Here is a 17,765-nt window from a genome sequence, read left to right on the forward strand (position 1 = left end):
TTCAGGATGGTGGGCAGGATTGATACGAAACCTCCACCTCGGGGCGTCCGGTACGAGGCCTTGGGCAGGATTCTCGCTGGATAGGATGCCCGCCAGGGCGATTCCGTCCAGCGGATTCGCCGCAGGTCAGGTGCGCCCTTCGGGGGACGCGGAAAGCCCGCGTCTCGGGTAGTTGCACGGAGCGTGCCGATGGGTCAGCCGACCGAGCGTGACGAACCGCTCGAGCCGACATCAGACGAGAACGCCGGGACGAATCACGCCCCGGCCATTCCGCCTCGCTTGTACCAAAAACGCCCTGGCAGCGTGCCGCGACAGCAGTCGCAACCCCCAGCACGTCCGTCGGCCACCCAGGCCGCGCAGCCCGCAGTACCGGCCGGTCGACCGACCGCACAGCCGGTTCCCCGATCCGCAGACAAGGTCGAACCCGTGACCGCTCCGGAGCAGTCCGAGCCTACGAAGGCCCAGCCCGTCCCCGCCGCGCCCGAGAACGGCGTGCCCAAGAACAGTGCGCCCGCGAGCGACGCCGGCGAGAGCGGTGCGCCCGCCAGCGCCGCAGCCGCCGACGACGCGGCCGCGAGCAGCGCGCCCGCGAACAGTGCGACCGCGAGCAGTGCGCCCGCGAACAGTGCGCGCGAGAGCAGCGCCCGGGAGGGTGCGCCTGCTGACGACGTGTCGGACGTCGAGGCGCCCGCCGTCGGTGCCGCTGGTGATGCCCCCGAGGCGCCCGCCGCGCCGTCCGTCGCTCCTGCCGCTGCCGACCCCGCCGCGGTGCCGCCGGTTGCCGCCCCTGCCGCCGAGAGCCCTGTGCCTTCCGCCGACGCCCCTGCCGCTGCGCCCACCGACGCTGACGCGCCGGCGTCTCCTGTCGCGCCCGCGGTTGCCGCGGCGTCCGTCGGTGCGGCGGCGTCCGCGGCCGACGGTTCGAGCGATTCCGCGAGCGACGCGCCGGGTGCCTCCGCCGACGGCGTCCCCGCCGCTGCTGGTCAGCCCTCGGCCGGCTCGGTGAACGAGGCCGTGAACCGGCCCGACGCCGGGACCGCGCCGGGAGCCGCGAGCCCCTCGGACGCGGCGGACGAGCCCGCCGCTCCGGCGACGCCCGCCGATCCAGCGACGCAGCCTGCGCCGGCGGCCCCCGTGGCCATGCCGGCGCCCGCCGCGGCGAACGGTCCGGCTGCGGTGAGCCCCTCCGCTCCGAAGATCCCCGCTGCGGAGACCGAGCCGGACACCGCGACCACAGCTGAAGCGGGCGCTACGCCTGCGGCCGCCGTGCCCGCGTCGGGTGCGACCCCGGTGCCCGGCGGGACCACGCCGGCCGAGGCCGAGCCCGCTGCGTCGGCAAAGCCGGCCGCGACCCCGCCCGCGGGCTCGTCGGCCGTGCCCGCGTCTGCTGCGCCCCGGCCCGCTGCCGAGACCAAGCCTGCCGCTGCCGAGCCCGCTGCGACGCCTGAGTCGGCCGACCAGTCCGCGCCGGCTGCGACCTCGCCCGCGGTTCCGCCGGCTGCACCCGCCGCGCCGCCCGTGCCCGCTGCCGTGCCGCCTGCTGCCGTGCCGCCCGCCGCGGCGTCCGCGTCGGCCGCCGACACGCCCGCCGACGCTCCGGCGTCCGCGACGCGCGCCGCCAGCTCTGGCGCGACGCCTGCCGCCGCGACGCCTGTCGCCGCGACGCCCGCCACCACCCCCAAGCCCGCCGCGCCCGAGTCCGACCCGGGCACCAAGCAGGCCGAGCTGGACGCGCAGGACAAGCCCGGCGAGCCCGACGCCGACAGCCCGGACCAGGTGGCCGTGCTGGAGACCGTCGTCCAGGAGCTCGCCACCCCGCCCACCAAGGCGGCCAAGCCCCGCAGCGGCTACACCCCGCGCGTCTTCGCGTTCGACCGCCCGCCCAAGACCGGCGCGGCGACGAGCCAGACCCGACCGGGCAGCATCCCGGCCGCCGGCGCCGCCGCGGCCGGAGCAGCAGCCGCCGCAGGCGCGGCGGCAGCCGGCTCGACCCCGCCCTCCGTCTCGCCGGCCAGGCCCGGCACCCCGGCAGGCCCCGGCACCCCGGCGGACGCGAGCGCGACGGTCCCGCCCCCGGCGGTCCCGCTCGCCGGGCAGCCGGGCGGCCCGGCCGCGCCGTCCGACCCGAACGCCGTGCCGAACGCGGACGGCGGCCAGATCCCGTTCCTCAAGCCCCTGACCGGAGCGATCCAGCGCGTGGCGCGACCCCTGACGAGCTGGGCGCCCGTGCGCTCGGACGCGACGCCGTCGGCGAACGCGGCCGAGGGCCCGGCCGGCCCCGGCACCCCCGCGGGCCCGAACGGTCCCGCCGGCCCGAACGGCCCCGGTACCGCGGGCCAGGACGGCTTCTTCGGGCTCGCCGGTGACGGCGCCCCGAGCCGCGGCCCCAAGATCGCGCTGTTCACCGTGCTGGGCGTCGTCGTGCTGTTCGCGATCTACGCCTTCTCGGCGTGGAGCGTGAGCGACACGGTGCCGCGCGAGACCACGGTCGCCGGCGTGAACGTGGGCGGCATGACCCCGTCCGAGGCGGCGTCCGCACTGACGGAGCAGCTCGGTCCGCGCCTCGAGGAGCCGATCGCTCTCACGGCCGGCGAGGGCAAGGCCCAGCTCTCCCCGGGGAAGAGCGGTCTCGCGATCGACGCCGAGGGCACGGCGGCCGGCCTCACCGGCTTCTCGCTCAGCCCCACGCGCATGTGGGCGCACATGTTCGGCGGTTCCGAGCAGCCGCTCCTCCTGGACATCGACGCGGAGAAGTTCGACGCCGCCGTCGCGGGCCTCGAGGAGTCACTGGCCGTGGAGCCCGTGGACGGCACCGTCGGTTTCGTGGACGGCCAGGCCGTCAAGACCGACGCGAAGGAGGGCACGCGGATCGTCGCGAGCGAGACCTCACGCATCATCCAGGAGCGCTGGCTGCACGCCGAGGGCCCGTTCGACCTGCCGGTCGAGCCCGTCGAGCCGGTGATCACCCAGGCGCAGACCGATCAGCAGTTCGCGGTCGCGCAGAAGGTCGTCTCGGGGCCGGTCACGGTGTCCGTGGGCGGTCAGCAGCCCGTGCTGACGCCCGCGGTGCTCGCCGGGCTCTTCCGGTTCGAGCCGAAGGACGACAAGCTCGTCGCCTTCGTGGACCGGGAGGCCACGGTCGCGGCGATCGTCGACGGCACCACGAACCTGCTGGACACCCCGTCCGACGCGCACTTCGAGTTCGCGGGCGGCAAGCCGACCGTCGTCGGCGGCAAGGCCGGCACCACGCTCAACCCGGGCGGGGCCGCCAAGGCCGTGCGGATCGCCGCGACCGGTGACGACCGCGAGACCTCGGTCGAGCTCGTCGAGCAGGACCCGAAGGACACCGTCGAGTCGCTCGAGGGCCTGGGCGTCAAGGAGATCGTCTCGGAGTTCAGCACGCCGCTGACGAACGAGCAGATCCGCACCCAGAACCTGGTGCGCGGCGCCGAGATGGTCACGGGCAACCTCATCAAGCCGGGGGAGACGTTCTCCCTGCTGGAGGCGCTGGCCCCGATCACCCTGGAGAACGGGTACTACGACGCCGGCGTGATCGAGAACGGCAGGCACGTGGAGGCCGTGGGCGGTGGCCTCTCGCAGATGGCCACGACGTCGTTCAACGCGGGCTTCTTCGCCGGGTTCGACGACGTCGAGCACCACGCGCACTCGTTCTGGTTCCCCCGCTACCCCGCGGGCCGGGAGGCCACGATCTACGTGGGCGCCAAGGACATGAAGTTCAAGAACGACAGCCCGTACGGCGCGGTCATGCAGGCCTTCGTGTCGGGCGACAGGCTGACGGTCCGGATCTGGAGCACCAAGTACTACACGGTGCAGGACAGCACGAGCGACAAGCGGAACGTCGTGCCCACCACGACGATCCACGACTCGTCGGCCGACTGCCAGGCGTACCCCGGCGGCGAGGACGGCTTCTCCGTGACGATCTCCCGCAAGGTGCTGCACGACGGCAAGGTCGTCAAGGAGAACTCGTTCAACCACACCTACAACCCCGACAACCCCGTCGTGTGCGACTGACGGTGCGGCTCTGAGGCCTCCGCGGCGGTAGGTTCGGCACATGCTTGGACGTAGCGAGCGGGAGTCTCCCGCGCACGCGGTGCTTGCCGCGCGGATGGCGGGATGGAACGACCCGGTCGAGCTGCTCGACCTCGGGACCACGGCGGACACGCTCGCCACGGTCGCGAGCATCGAGGCCCTGGCGGCCGTGGTGCATCTGGGACACCCGGAGCACCCGGCGCCGGGCCTCGAGCGCGCCCTCCTGGAGGGCGCGCCGTCGCTCATCATGACGGCGGCCGTCGCGGTGCCGGGCCAGTGGGTCTGGGTCGGCGCCGGGGCCACGGTGGGTCAGGTCGTCATCGACGAGGCGGGCATGCGGGACTGCGCGAACGTGCTGCGCGGCCTCGGCGTGAGCCCGCGCCTGGTGCCGACCCGCACCACCGTCGAGGAGCGCGTCGCGCTCGCCGGCGAGGGCGGGTCCCTCGTGATCGAGCGCCCGCGGGTTCCCGCGGGCTTCGCGGAGCTGCCGGACAGCGCGGCCCTCGCCGAGGGTGGTCCCATCTGGTACGGGCTGCTGGAGTCCCGGGACGACTGGCCCCCGTTCACGACGCCGGCGCAGGTGTGGCTCGCGTTCGGCCCGGCCGACGACCACCTCGGCTCCCTGCAGCCCACCCTCGCGATCATCGCGGACGCCGGGCTGGACCTGGACCACCTGCGCAGCCAGCCGTCGTCGGAGGGGCCGCACGTGTTCTTCGCGTCGTTCTCCTGCCCTACCTCCGACAAGCTGTCCGTGCTGGTCGACGCCCTGACCGGCCGCGGCGTCGCGCACCGCACGCTGGCCGTGCTCCCGGGCGAGTCGTTCGTGCCCGGGCCCGACACCCTGACCCCGCGGTGGGCATGACGGCGCCGGGCGGCACCCGGGTCGCGTACCTGGGTCCGGAGGGCACGTTCACGCACCAGGCCGCGCTGCAGTGGGCGCGCGGGCACGCGTCGTCGGGCACCGGGGACGACGGCGGCGCCGCCGTGACCGCCGAGCCCCTGGACACCGTCCGCGACGTGCACGACGTGGTCGCCGCGGGCGGCGCCGACGTCGGTGTGGTCGCCATCGAGTCCTCCGTCGAGGGCTACGTGGTGCCGTCCCTGGACACGCTGCTGTCCAGCGCGGACGTCGTGGCCGTCGACGAGGTGGCGCTCGACGTGTCGTTCGACGCGTTCGTGCGACCCGACCACGGCGAGCTGACTGAGGTCTCCGCCCACCCCCACGGGCTGGCCCAGTGCTCCGGGTTCGTGACCGGCACAGGGCTCGGGACCGCTCCGGCGTCGTCCAACGCGGCGGCCTGTCGCGACGCCGGACCGGGGACGATCGCCCTGGGCCCCACGATCTGCGGCGAGCTGTACGGCCTGCAGACGTATGCGACGGCGGTGGAGGACTTCCGCGGCGGCCGGACCCGGTTCCTGGCGCTGACCCGCCGCGGCGCCGCCGCCGCGCACCTGGCGCGGTCGCGCGCGGCCGGCGAGACGGACTGGAAGACGATGCTGGCCATCACCCCGTCGGTGACCGGGCCGGGTGTGCTGGCGCGGATCACCGCCGCGTTCGGCGACCGGGGTGTGAACATGTCGAGCCTGATCACGCGCCCGCTGAAGGCGCAGGAGAGCAAGTACGTGTTCGTGGTGACGTTCGACGAGGCGCCCTGGGCCCCCGGCGCGCGGGACGTGCTGGGCGACCTGCTCGCCGCGGGCGACGCCCTCAAGACGCTCGGCCTGTTCCCCGCCGGCGCCGGCTTCCGGGCGCTCGACGGCGTGCTCGACCCGGACCACGTCCCCGTCGGCTCGGTGTCGGCCAAGGACGAGGCGCCGGCGCGCGAGCGGGGCCTGCTGTGGTGAGTGTCGGCATCGTCGGGCTGGGGCTGGTCGGGGGCTCGCTCGCGCGCGCCCTCCAGGCGGCGGGCGTGCCGGTGGTCGCGACCGACCCGGCCTCCGGCGGCGCGGCCCGCGCGGCGGGCCTCACGGTCGCCGACGACGTCGCCCGCCTGGCCGCCAACCGGCCCGACTTCGTGATCCTCGCCCCGCCGCTGCGGGCCATGCGGTCGGTGGCCGGCGAGCTCGCCGAGGCGCTGGCTGACGAACCGGGCTGGGACCCGACCGTGACCGACGTCGGCTCGGTCAAGGGTCCCGTGCGGGACGCGGTCACGGAGGCCGGGCTGGGGCAGCGGTATGTCGGTGCGCACCCGATGTCGGGGACCGAGCACAGCGGTTTCGCGGCGTCGTCGGCCGGCCTGATGCAGGGCGTGCCGTGGGCGGTGACGGTGACCGGCGGGACCGACCCGGCGCGGCTGCTCCAGGTGCTGAGCCTGGTCACGGGTCCGCTGGGCGGCACGGCGGCGGTGCTGACCGACGAGCTGCACGACGAGGCGGTCGCGCTCGTGTCCCACGTGCCGCACGTGCTGGCCACCCAGCTCCTCGGCTCGGTGGCGAGCGCCCCGGTGCGCGACGTCGCGCTGCGGCTGGCCGCGGGCTCGTTCCGCGACGGCACGCGGGTGGGCCTCACGGACCCGCGCCGCACCGAGGCCATGGTCACCGAGAACTCCGCGTGGGTGGCCCCCGTGCTGCGGCTCGCGGCCCGGGACCTGGAGCGGCTCGCGGACGCCCTGGACTCCAACGCGCCGACGCACGCGTTCTTCGACCGTCCCGAGCCGGTCCGGGAGCTGCTGGGCCGCGGCGGGACGGCGCGCGTGACGGGCCTGCGCCCGGGCGACGGGGCCGACGTCGCGGGCGCCCCGGACGTCGAGTCTGTCCCGCTGACGGGCGACTGGCCCGCCGCCCTCGTGGCGGCGTGCTCCCAGGGCGCGGTGCTGGTGGCCCTGGACGAGAACCAGGCCCTCCTCCGCTGAGCTGAGCCCCGACGACGGAGCTGAGCGGGCACTCATCAGGCCGGGGGCGACCGTTACCGCGGCGGATACAGCCCTCTGCGGCCTGATGAGTGCCCGCTCACCTCCTTACAGCGCCGCAGCCAGGGCGCGGGCCGTGGTGCGGCCCGTGAAGAGGCAGCCGCCCAGGAAGGTGCCCTCCAGGGCGCGGTGGCCGTGCGAGCCGCCGCCGCCGAAGCCCGCGGCCTCGCCGACGGCCCACAGCCCCTCCAGGACCTCGCCGTCGGGCGTCAGGGCGCGGCCGGTCTCGTCGCACCACAGGCCGCCCAGCGTCTTGCGGGTCAGCACCGACAGGCGCACGGCCAGCAGCGGCCCGTCCTGCGGGGCGGTCAGGGCCCGCGGCGGCGAGACGCGGATGGTCTTGTCCACGACGAAGTGCCGCGCGGCCGCTGTCGCCACGACCTGCGGGTCCTTGCCCAGCCCGGTGGCGACCTGGGCGTCGCGGGCCGCGATCAGCGCGGCCAGCGCGTCGGCGTCGACGTGCCCGCTGGACCCCTCGGTGGCATCCGTGAGCGCGTTCATCTTGGCGGCGAGCTCCGCGGGGGTGTCGGCCCAGAGGAACTCGTCCGACTGCTCCGCGAAGGTGCGCACCGGCACCGACCGGCCGCGCACCCGCTCCAGGAGCAGCGGCACGGACTTGCCGGTCAGGTCCGGGTTCTGCTCGGAGCCCGACAGCGCGAACTCCTTCTCCATGATCGTCTTGTTCAGCACGAACCAGGAGTGGTCGTCGCCGCGGGTGGTCACGTGCTGGAGCGCGCCGAGGGCGTCGAACCCGGGGAACAGCGGGCCGGGCAGCCGGTTGCCGTCGGCGTCGAGCCATAGCGACGACGGGCCGGGCAGGATGCGGATGCCGTGCTGCGTCCAGACCGGCGAGTGGTTCGCGATGCCCTCCGGGTAGTGCCACATGCGGTCCTCGTGCACCAGGGCGGCACCGGACTCGGCGGCGACGCCCAGCATGAGCCCGTCCGTGGAGTCCGGCACGCCCGACAGCATGCGCCCGGGCAGGTGCCCGGCACCCGTGGACCAGCGGGCCCGGGCCAGGTCGTGGTTGGCGCCGATGCCGCCGCTGGCGATCACGACGGCCTGCGCGGACAGCTCGACCTCGCCCGTCACGGCGCGGCTGGACGGCTCGCCGCGCCCGGCGTCGTCGTCGGCCAGGATCTCGGCGCGTACGCCGGTGACGCGGCCGTCGGTGACCACCAGGGAGGTGACCCGGTGCCGGAACCGCAGGTCGAGCAGGCCGGCCCGGTTGGCCTCGTGCGCCGCGGCGACGAACGGCTCGACGACCGCCGGGCCGGTGCCCCACGTGACGTGGAAGCGCGGCACCGAGTTGCCGTGCCCGCCGGCGGGGTAGCCGCCGCGCTCCGCCCACTGCACCAGCGGGAACCAGCGCACGCCCTTGGCGTGCAGCCAGGGCCGCAGGTCGCCCGCGGCGAACTCGACGAACCCCTTGGCCCACTCGTACCCGAACCGGTCCGGGCCCTCGCCGCGCTCGGCGCCGGCATCGAACTGCGCGGAACCCAGCCAGTCGGAGAACGCGAGCTCGGCGGAGTCGCGCACCTTGAGCCGGCGCTGCTCCGGCGAGTCGACCAGGAACAGCCCGCCGAACGACCACCAGGCCTGCCCGCCCAGCGAGGCGGCCGGCTCCTGGTCGAGCAGGACCACGCGCTTGCCCGCAGCGGTCAGCTCGGTCGCCGTGACGAGGCCGGACAGGCCCGCCCCGATGACGATGACGTCGGTGTTCCCCGTGGTGGCAACGTCTTTGTTGTGGACGGAGTCAGTCATGTGGGCACCTTAGCCAGGACGGTCGCCCTGCGACAGCAGCACGTTGATGTTCAGCGCGTCCAGCGTCACCGACGTGCGCGGGCCCCGCTCGTCGTCGGGCACCTCGGGGGCGTCCCACGCGGAGTCCCAGACCAGCTCCCACGGCGCCGCGCCGTCGCGCGGCGGCAGCGTCATCTCGACGTCGTCCAGGCCGCCGTTGATGACCAGCAGCACGTCGGCGTCGCCCGCCGCCGGGCCCGGCCGCAGCATCTGCAGCACGCGCCGCCCGGGCTGGTTCCAGGTGTCCACCTCCATGGGCGCGCCCGTCTCGGAGTACCAGAGCAGGTCCGGGTCGGTCTCGTGCGGGCGGGGCGAGCCCAGGTAGAACGAGTCCGCGCGAAGCGCCGGGTGCTCGCGCCGCAGCGCCAGCAGGTAGCGCGTGGTCTCCAGGAGGTCCGTGGCGGCGTCGTCCACGGCCCACCGGATCCAGGACGTCTCGTTGTCCTGCACGTACGCGTTGTTGTTGCCGCCCTGGCTGCGGCCCAGCTCGTCGCCCGCCGTCAGCATGGGCGTGCCCGCCGCCAGCAGCAGCGTGGCCAGCAGGTTGCGCTGCGACTTGCGGCGCGGCGGCACGATCGCCTGCCACGGCTCCGTGGTCGCGTCGTCGCCCGACGACGTGTGGCCCTCGATGCCGTGGTTCCACGACAGGTTGTTGTCCGAGCCGTCCCGGTTGTCCTCGCCGTTCGCCTCGTTGTGCTTGTGGTCGTAGGCCACCAGGTCGGCCAGCGTGAAGCCGTCGTGCGCCGTCACGTAGTTCACCGACGCGACCGGGCCGCGCACCAGCGGCGGGTCACCCGGCCCGAACAGGTCGGCGCTCCCGGCCAGGCGCGTGGCCAGGTCGCGCAGCCCGCGCATCTCCTGCCCGCGCACGCCCTGCTTGGGCGCGTCCAGCCAGAACCCGCGCGCGGCGTCGCGGAACCGGTCGTTCCACTCCGCCATCGGCGGCGGGAACGAGCCCGTCTGCCAGCCGCCCGGCCCCACGTCCCACGGCTCCATGACCAGCTTGAGGCCCGAGAGCACCGGGTCCGTCTGCAGCGCCACCAGGAACGGGTGGTCCGGGTCGAACCCCACGGTGCCCCGGCCCAGCGTCACCGCCAGGTCGAACCGGTAGCCGTCCACGCCCACGGTCTGCGCCCAGTAGCGCAGCGAGTCCAGGGCGAGCTGGATCACCCGCGGACGCCGAAAGTCCAGCGAGTTGCCCGTGCCCGTCACGTCCGCGAGAGCCGCCGGCGAGGCGCCGTCGTGCAGGTAGTAGACCGGGTTGTCCAGACCGCGCCAGGCCAGGTGCAGGCTGTCGTCGCCGCCCTCGCACGTGTGGTTGTAGACCACGTCGAGCAGCACCTCGATGCCCGCCTCGTGCAGCAGGTGCACCATGCCGCGCACCTCGTCCAGCACGGCCTCGGCGCCCTGCTCCTGCGCGGCCCGGGTCGCGTACGCCGCGTTGGGCGCGAAGAACCCGAGCGTGCTGTAGCCCCAGTAGTTCGTCAGCCCGTGCGCCGCCAGCCGCGGCTCGGCCACGCTCTTGTGGATCGGCAGCAGCTCCAGCGTCGTGACCCCGAGGCTCCTCAGGTGCTCGACGACGGCCGGGTGCGCCATGCCCGCGTAGGTGCCCCGCAGCTCCTCGGGGATGTCCTCGCGCAGCATCGTCAGCCCGCGCACGTGCGCCTCGTAGACCACCGTCTCGGCCCACGGCACGCGCGGCCGGGTCAGGGGAGGGGGCGGCGGCAGCTGCCCGACGACGACCGAGTGCGGCACGTACGCCAGCGAGTCGGTCTCGTCCGGCGGGCCGTACGGGTCGCCGAGCCACCAGCCGTCCTCGCGCTCCGTGCTCACCGACCCGATCACCTCGGGCCCGTACCGCAGCCGCCCCGCGAACCCGCGGGCGTACGGGTCGGCCAGCAGCTTGGCCGGGTTGTGCCGCATCCCCGCGCGCGGCTCCCACGGTCCGTACACCCGGAAGCCATAGCGCTGACCAGGAGCGACGTCCGGCACGTGCGTGTGCCAGACGCCGTACACCGGGCCCACCATCTCGAACCGGCGCTCGCGGTACCGGGCCGGGTCGTGCTCGTCCAGGGCCGGGTCGGTGACGTCGATCAGGCACAGGTCCACGGCGGTCGCGTGCGACGCGAGGACCGCCGCGTCGATGCCGCCGTCGGGCGTGACGTAGACGCCGAGCGGCGGCACGTGGCTGCGGCGGGCCGTGGGCCGGATCAGCGGCCGGACGACGGGGCGGGGGACCGGGTCGCCGGGAGCCCGCTGCGGGGTCGCGGTGGTGGATCCCGGTTCTGCGTCCTGTGGTCTCGATACGGCCATCCGCCCATCGTGGCACGTGGAGCAGTGGGCAAACCGCCGGGCCGGGCCCGGGACACCACGGTTTTTCGTTGCCGTACTGTGGGCGGTCTTGTAATTTTCGCCCGTGGCGCGCTCTCATGGGCTCGGGCCGGTCAGGGGTGGAAGCGGATCGACCGTCCTGACACCACCGGTGGTGGTGCTCCCGGAGGCTGTCGGAGAGGCGGGGGATGAAGTTCAGCATGGAGCCGACGTCGGCTCGCCGCGTCCTGCGGCAGGCGGGTGATCGTGTCGCGGACCTTGCGACCGTCGCACGCGAGGCGCGGGCCGTCGACGCAGGCGACGCAGGCTCGTTGCTCGTGGGTGGTGCGGTCAGCGTGTTCTTCGAGGACCGTGCGGACGCCGTCGAGACACTGCGCTCCAGGGCGGATGCCGTGATCCTTGGCGCGGGCGAGGTGATCGAGATCTACGAGACGGGTGATCGCGAGATGGCTCGGCAGACCGACGAGGCGGCGCGGCGCGCGCAGCCGTCCGGCGGGGACGGCCCCGGCGGGAGCGGGCGCGCGTGGTGACATCCGCAGACCTCCAGGACCCGGACGGGCTGATCGACGTGGGCAGGTTCCCGTACCGCTCCTGGTCGCTGGGGATCGAGTGGGTGGCGCACCAGGCGGCCCTGGCCCGGCAGCTGGGCGACAGGGCGTCGAGCGCGACCCTGGAGGCGCAAGGCACCTGGCAGCTCCTGGGCGACTTCTACGGTGCACCGGAGGCGCCCGACCTGATCGCGAGGATGGCGGCTGTCAGAACCCGTGGCCAGGACGAGCGCGAGGCGTTCGTCGCCGGGGCCGGTCAGATGGATACCTGGGTGGAGGAGGTCTCGGCCTGCAAGACGCGGCTGGAGAACGCGGAGCGGGAGACCGAGAGCCTGCGGCGGACCGTGGCGCTGCGGGGTGAGGCCTGGCCCGCCACGACGCTGGCGGCGGCGCTCGATCCGGAGGCGAGACGGTTGGTCGAGTACCACGAGGGGCTCGTGGCGCGGGCGCGCACGGTCATGGACCAGCTGCATGCCGCCGACGAGGCGCTGGCGCGGGGGCTGCACGGTCAGGGTCGCGGCCCGGCCGGATCCTTCGGCGGCGTCGGACAGGAATTCCGCTCCTTGCCGGGCTCGCCCGGCTTCGTCCCGGACCGGCGGTGGCTCCGGACCGCGTCGCCGGCCGAGGTGCTGGCGTGGTGGAACGCCCTGCCGGTATGGCAGCGGGACCTGATGGCCGACGCGATCCACGAGTCGGACCTGCCGGCCCAGGTACGCCGGAGGCTGGTCACCGACGCACTGGTCGACGCGGGTGCGATGGACTCTGACAGCTCGGACGCGCAGGCGTTGGTACTGGCGACGGAGTTGTTCGGAGGCACAAGGATCATGCCGTCCGCGGTCGCCGCCGCCGGGGGCGCCGCGGTGGCCGGTGCGATGAGCCGAATCGCCGCCGACGCTTACCACCAGCGGGACGACGCCACCTATGGGGAGGCCGCGCTGGCGGCGTTGGTCGCGGTGCGTGCGGGAGTCGTCCGGGCCAGCCGGGTCTGGGACGGTCGTGGGCCGACCGGTGAGGCCAGGGCGAGAGAGTTCGCGCAGGGCCTGATGGGCGGGGTGAGCGCCAGCCGTGACGGTGCACCGGTGGGGTTCCTGTTCGCGGAACGTGATCAGGAGCTGATGGGTCGGGCGCTGACCGTCGCGATGGCCGACGAGCTGGACCTGTGGGAGCGGGGCACGGGCGTGGTGCCACGCCAGCCAGGGATCGCCTACCTCGCCGATCAGCCGCTCTCCGGCGGGGACGAGGACGTGCTGTGGTGGGACGAGAGCACGGTCGTGTTGTCGACCCTGGCGAAGTATCCGGATGCGGCGTTGGACTGGCTCACCGCAGAGGGCGACGACCCGCTGAGTGGCCACACTCTGGGAGCTGAGCGGGTGGCGCACTACTTCAGCGAGGTCGGTATGGATCGGCAGGGCCGGACCGAAACCGTGGCCGACCTGTGGTCCGGGGCCCAGCACGCCGACGGGTCGCTGCTGGGGGGAGGGGGCGACAAAGACACCCAGGAGAGAGTGGCTCTCTTGTCCACCGAGATCTTTGAGCAGCTCGCGGTCAACGAAGGCCTGGTCCCGGGCCGGCTCACCCCGCAGGGGGCCGAGCGACTGGCAGGTGCGATGCTGCAGCAACTGCCTCAGTTTGCTGTCAACGGCGTGATCGGAGAACCGTCCGGCGTCGGGCACGGGAACGTGACACTGGTGGGCGGTGACGGGCCGGTGCCGGTGGTGAATGCGACGCCGAAGGAGCTGGCTAGGGCGCTGGGGCCGGTGCTGGCGCAGGACGCGGGGATGACGGTCGCCAACCGGGCCTCGGCCGAGTTCAGCGAGAGCGTGCGGGCGTCGTTCGGGTCCACGAGCGAGCTGGAGTCGGGTGAGAACGCGAACCTCATGTTCCAGGTCGACGGCGCTCTGGAGGGCGCCCGGCTGGTTGCCGTGAGCGAGGAGGCGCTACGGGAGGACCGGCAGGTGCAGGGCGCGGTCGACCTGGGAACCGCGGCCCTCGGCGCCGGGGCGAAGAAGGTCGCCCCTGAGTTCGTCGTGAACTGGTCTATGGACAGGATCAACGAGATCGCCGACGCTCACCTTGCCACCCAGGTCGAGAAGGTCCAGCAAACTGAGCGGGCCCGCATGGCGGGCATGGCTGACGACCTGGCCGACAAGTCCTCGACCGCCTACGACGCGTACGTCGGAGTGCACGGGCAGCAGTCGTTGGGCGTGGCGGAGTTCGTCGACCGGAAGAACACAGCGTTCTCCAGCACCTACGGGGCCTGGATCAACCTGGCCGAACAAGAAGGCGAGAGCGGTACATGAACAGGACTTTGAGCACCGCCCTCGTTGCCGGTGCACTGGCAGGGCTGCTCGCCGGGTGTGGCTCGGCTGCCCTACCTGTGCATGCCGAGGTCGAGTGGCAGGGCAGCGACACGGGCGAGTTTGAGGACGACCCGCGCGTGCAGGTCGTCAGGGACTACGTCGTTCAGAAGTACGCCGCGGACAACGCCTTCAACTACTCCGATCCCGCACTGACCGAGATCACGACGCACGCAACGGCGCTCAGCTGGGCCAGGTCGACCGCACAGGCGATCGACTCATCACCGGTCGACAGCGCGGACCTGTGGGAAGGCCCGCCGTCGTTCACGGTGGCCGAAGTCGTGAAGCGCACGGGCCAGGAGCACACCTTCGAGGTGCGTGTCTGTCAGAGGGTGGCTCCGCGCTTGACACTCGCTGTCCGTGACACGTTCGCCCTGGGCGAGGTCCAGAAGCTGGACGGCGCGTACCGGATCGAGCAGGAACACTTCGTCGAGCACGAGTATTGGGTGAGCGACGCCCAGGGGAGCTGGCGGGTTACCTCGGAGGGCCAGTCGAGCGAGGAGTGCGAACCCACGGACGACTTCGCCGTCGGCACGTACACGACCCCGCCGGACATCGATCTCCTGCACGAGACCACCCCTGACATGGTGATCGGCCCGGACGGGAAGCGCATCGACTGGTAGGACCTGCCCACCCGGCAGACGAGGCAGTCCCACGCCGCCCGACGTCGTACGGTTACCCCATGCGCATCGTGGTCACCGCAAAGTACGTCCCGGACATCAACACGGAGCGTGGTTTCTCCGAGGGCCGCGTCGTGCGCACCGCCGGGGAGGGCACCCTCAACGAGCTGGACGAGAACGCGATCGAGGCCGCCCTGCGCCTGGTCGAGGCCGAGCGCGAGGCCGGCCGCCTCGGGCCCGACGAGGGCGAGGTCGTCGTCGTCACGATGGCCGGCCCCGACGGCGACGTCGCGCTGCGCAAGGCGTTCCAGCTCGGCGTGGACCGCGGCATCCGCGTATCCGACGACGCCCTGGCCGGCTCCGACTACTTCGGCACCGCCGCGGTGCTCGCCGCAGCCGTCCGCAGGCTGGGCGAGCAGGCGCCCGTCGACCTCGTGGTGACCGGCATGGCCGCCCTGGACGGCCTGGGCTCCGTGGTCCCGACGCTGCTGGGCGCCGAGCTCGGCCTGCCGACGCTGAACCTCGCCAAGAAGGTCGAGCTGGCCGACGGCGTGCTGACGGTGACCCGCGAGATCGACGACGTCACCGAGTCCCTGACCGCGCCGCTGCCGGCCGTCCTGTCCGTGACGGACGGGGCCAACCAGCCGCGGTTCCCGGGGTTCAAGCTCATCATGGCGGCCCGCAGCAAGGAGATCGAGGTCTGGTCGCCGGCCGACCTCGGGCTCGACCCCGCCGTGACGGGCAGCGCGGGCGCCCGCACCGAGACGCTGTCGGCGGCGCCCCGCCCGGCGCGCCCCGAGGTGGAGCTCGTCACCGACAAGGGCGAGGGCGGCGTGGCGCTGGCCGACTTCCTGATCCGCAACGACCTGGTTTGAGAGACACGATGACCAACCGCACCGTCCTGGTCCTGCTCGACCCCGCGACCGAGGTCCGCACCAGCACCCTGGAGCTGCTCACCATCGCCCGCGGCCTGGGCCGGGTCGAGGCAGTCGCCCTGGAGGCGCCGACCGTCGAGGTGCTGGCGCAGCTCGGCGCGTACGGCGTCGAGACCGTGCACCAGGCGGAGCCGGCCCGCGCCGGTTCCTGCGTGAGCGGCGACGAGCGGCACCTGCCCGCCGTCGTCGCGGCCGCGCTGGCCGCCGCCGTGCGCCTGACCGACGCCGACGTGGTGCTGCTGCCCACGTCGTTCGCCGCCAAGGAGGCCGCCGCGCTCGCCGCCCACGACCTGGGCGCCGGCCTGGTGATCGACGCCTCCTCGCTGCGCGACGTGCACGGCCGCGTCGTGGCCGGCAAGCGCGTCTTCGCCGGTTCGTGGGACACCGAGTGCGCGGTGACCGCCGACGTCGCCGTGGTGACGGTCCGCGCCAACTCCGCGGTCGCGCAGCCCGCGCCGGCCGCCGTCGAGCCGGTGACCGAGGGCTACGCCGTCGAGGTCGCCGCCTCCCCGGTCACGCTGCTGTCCCGGACGGTCAAGGCCGACACGAGCGGCCGGCCGCCGCTGGACCAGGCCGCCGTGGTGGTGGCCGGCGGGCGCGGCACCGACGGCGACTTCGGTCCCGTCGAGGACCTCGCGGACGCGCTCGGCGCGGCCGTCGGCGCGTCTCGCGACGCGGCCTTCGAGGGCTGGTGGGACTCCTACGTGGGGCAGACCGGCGTCACGATCGCCCCGCGCGTCTACATCGGCGCCGGAATCTCGGGTGCGCCGCACCACCGGGGCGGCATGCAGGCGTCCCAGGTGATCGTCGCCGTGAACAGCGACCCGGAGGCGCCGATCTTCGAGATCTGCGACTTCGCCGTCGTGGGGCAGCTCGCCGACGTGCTCCCGCAGGCCGCGGCGGAGATTCGCAAGCGCAAGGCCTGAGCTGGTTTTCCGGCGGACACGCTCTCCTTCGAGGCCTAGGTTTCTCCGCTTTGCGGCAGCCGAAAGCGGAGAAACCTAGGCTTCGAAGGGGAGGGTGCGCCGGCCCCCTCCGAGGTGGTGGAATGACGTGATGGAGCCGTTCGTGATCCCCGCACGCGGGCTCGGGCCCGCCGAGCGGCGCCGGGTCGCGCGGCACCTCCTGCTCGACGGCTTCGGCCTGGCCGCCCAGGAGCGGCTGGCCGCGTCGCGCGTCGTCGTGGTGGGCGCGGGCGGCCTCGGCTCGCCGGTGCTCCAGTACCTCGCGGCGGCGGGCGTGGGCACGCTCGGCATCATCGACGACGACGCCGTCGACGTCTCCAACCTGCAGCGCCAGCTGCTGCACACCGCCGCCGACGTCGGGCGCGGCAAGACCGAGTCGGCCGCCGAGGCGCTGCGGGGGCTGGCCCCCGAGGTCGAGGTGATCGCCCACCGCGAGCGGCTCACGAGGGACAACGCCGCCGCGATCCTGGCGGGCTACCACCTGGTCGTCGACGGCTCCGACACGTTCGAGACGCGCTACGCCGTGTCCGACGCCGCCGCGGGGCTCGGCCTGCCCGTCGTCTGGGGCACGGTGCTGGGCTGGGACGGCCAGGTGAGCGTGTTCTGGTCGGCCGCGCCGGACGGGCACGCGATCACGTACCCCGACGTGTTCGGCCCGCAGCCGCCCGAGGGGGACTCCTGCGAGACGGTGGGCGTGCTGAGCCCGGCGTGCGGCGTCGTCGGCTCGACGATGGCGGTGGAGGCGGTCAAGCTCCTGACCGGCACGGCGGACCCGGCGCTGGGCCGGCTGCTGGCCTACGACGCGCGCACCTCGGGGTGGGACACGATCGAGCTGGCGGCGCCGTCGTCGTCCGCGGAGGGGCCGGACGCGGTTCCCGCCGCGCCCTCCGCCGCGAACCCTGTCACGGAGGCCTCGGTCGCCGCTCCAGGTGCCGCTCCGGTCCCCGCTCCGCCGCCGTCCGCCGACGTCCTGCTCCTCGACGTCGGCCTGGTCCCGGGCGCCGTGCCCGGCGCGGTCCACGCGCGGCTGGAGGATCTCGCGGCCGGCCGCTTCCCGGCCGAGCTGCTGGACCACCCGGCCGACGCTCCGGTGGTCGTGGTGTGCGAGCGCGGCCTGCGCTCGCGCGGTGCGGAACAGCTCCTGCGCGCGGAAGGCTGGCTGGACGTCACGAGCCGCGCGCTCGTCGCCTAGGGCACCAGCTGAAGCGACTTCGGTCGCCTGCGTCGAGACCGGTCCATCGTGGGAC

General features: G+C 74.0%; 12 protein-coding genes. 10 read left to right on the forward strand and 2 right to left on the reverse strand.

Translation table 11 applies throughout. The features are described 5' to 3' along the window. Positions 1-426 precede the first annotated feature (426 nt). The 4 genes from ACFU5G_RS13395 to ACFU5G_RS13410 are packed head-to-tail and all read left to right on the forward strand — an operon-like array spanning position 427 to position 6,902. Positions 427-4,032 (forward strand): VanW family protein, encoded by a 3,606-nt coding sequence (locus tag ACFU5G_RS13395; protein WP_377244995.1) that lies wholly within the window; start codon positions 427-429, stop codon positions 4,030-4,032. Positions 4,033-4,072: 40 nt separating this feature from the next. After that, positions 4,073-4,912, forward strand: coding sequence for a hypothetical protein (locus ACFU5G_RS13400; RefSeq protein WP_377244998.1), 840 nt, complete (start codon positions 4,073-4,075; stop codon positions 4,910-4,912). Then, a complete protein-coding gene (locus ACFU5G_RS13405; protein ID WP_377245001.1) occupies positions 4,909-5,895 on the forward strand; it encodes a prephenate dehydratase in 987 nt (328 codons plus the stop codon). Before ACFU5G_RS13400 ends, ACFU5G_RS13405 begins: the two co-directional genes overlap by 4 nt. Further along, positions 5,892-6,902, forward strand: a complete 1,011-nt coding sequence (locus ACFU5G_RS13410; protein WP_377245004.1) for a prephenate dehydrogenase — start codon at positions 5,892-5,894, stop codon at positions 6,900-6,902. The genes ACFU5G_RS13405 and ACFU5G_RS13410 overlap by 4 nt, the downstream gene beginning before the upstream one ends. A 105-nt stretch (positions 6,903-7,007) precedes the next feature. On the opposite strand, the gene ACFU5G_RS13415 is transcribed toward ACFU5G_RS13410, so the two are convergent. Further along, positions 7,008-8,723 (reverse strand): FAD-binding dehydrogenase, encoded by a 1,716-nt coding sequence (locus ACFU5G_RS13415; RefSeq protein ID WP_377245007.1) that lies wholly within the window; start codon positions 8,721-8,723, stop codon positions 7,008-7,010. A 9-nt stretch (positions 8,724-8,732) separates the two neighbouring features. Then, the gene (gene glgX, locus ACFU5G_RS13420; RefSeq protein ID WP_377245010.1) at positions 8,733-11,075 is read right to left on the reverse strand and encodes a glycogen debranching protein GlgX; all 2,343 of its coding nucleotides are present in this window, start codon (positions 11,073-11,075) and stop codon (positions 8,733-8,735) included. 206 nt (positions 11,076-11,281) lie between these two features. Here glgX and ACFU5G_RS13425 point away from each other — a divergent pair, with 206 nt between their 5' ends. The 6 genes from ACFU5G_RS13425 (at position 11,282) to ACFU5G_RS13450 (ending at position 17,710) form a co-directional block, all read left to right on the forward strand. Continuing rightward, positions 11,282-11,623 (forward strand): DUF6507 family protein, encoded by a 342-nt coding sequence (locus tag ACFU5G_RS13425; protein WP_377245013.1) that lies wholly within the window; start codon positions 11,282-11,284, stop codon positions 11,621-11,623. Further along, entirely contained in the window at positions 11,617-13,941 is a 2,325-nt protein-coding gene (locus ACFU5G_RS13430; protein ID WP_377245016.1) for a hypothetical protein, read from the forward strand. Before ACFU5G_RS13425 ends, ACFU5G_RS13430 begins: the two co-directional genes overlap by 7 nt. 8 nt (positions 13,942-13,949) lie before the next feature. Next, the gene (locus ACFU5G_RS13435) at positions 13,950-14,621 is read left to right on the forward strand and encodes a hypothetical protein (RefSeq protein ID WP_377245019.1); all 672 of its coding nucleotides are present in this window, start codon (positions 13,950-13,952) and stop codon (positions 14,619-14,621) included. Positions 14,622-14,680: 59 nt separating this feature from the next. Beyond that, positions 14,681-15,493 (forward strand): electron transfer flavoprotein subunit beta/FixA family protein, encoded by an 813-nt coding sequence (locus tag ACFU5G_RS13440; RefSeq protein WP_377245022.1) that lies wholly within the window; start codon positions 14,681-14,683, stop codon positions 15,491-15,493. 8 nt (positions 15,494-15,501) lie between these two features. Then, complete coding sequence (locus tag ACFU5G_RS13445) at positions 15,502-16,479, forward strand: electron transfer flavoprotein subunit alpha/FixB family protein (protein WP_377245025.1); 978 nt, start codon at positions 15,502-15,504, stop codon at positions 16,477-16,479. A 142-nt stretch (positions 16,480-16,621) separates the two neighbouring features. Further along, a complete protein-coding gene (locus ACFU5G_RS13450; protein ID WP_377245028.1) occupies positions 16,622-17,710 on the forward strand; it encodes a ThiF family adenylyltransferase in 1,089 nt (362 codons plus the stop codon). Positions 17,711-17,765 lie beyond the last annotated feature (55 nt).

The organism is Promicromonospora sp. NPDC057488, from assembly GCF_042802395.1.
GTDB lineage: Bacteria > Actinomycetota > Actinomycetes > Actinomycetales > Cellulomonadaceae > Promicromonospora.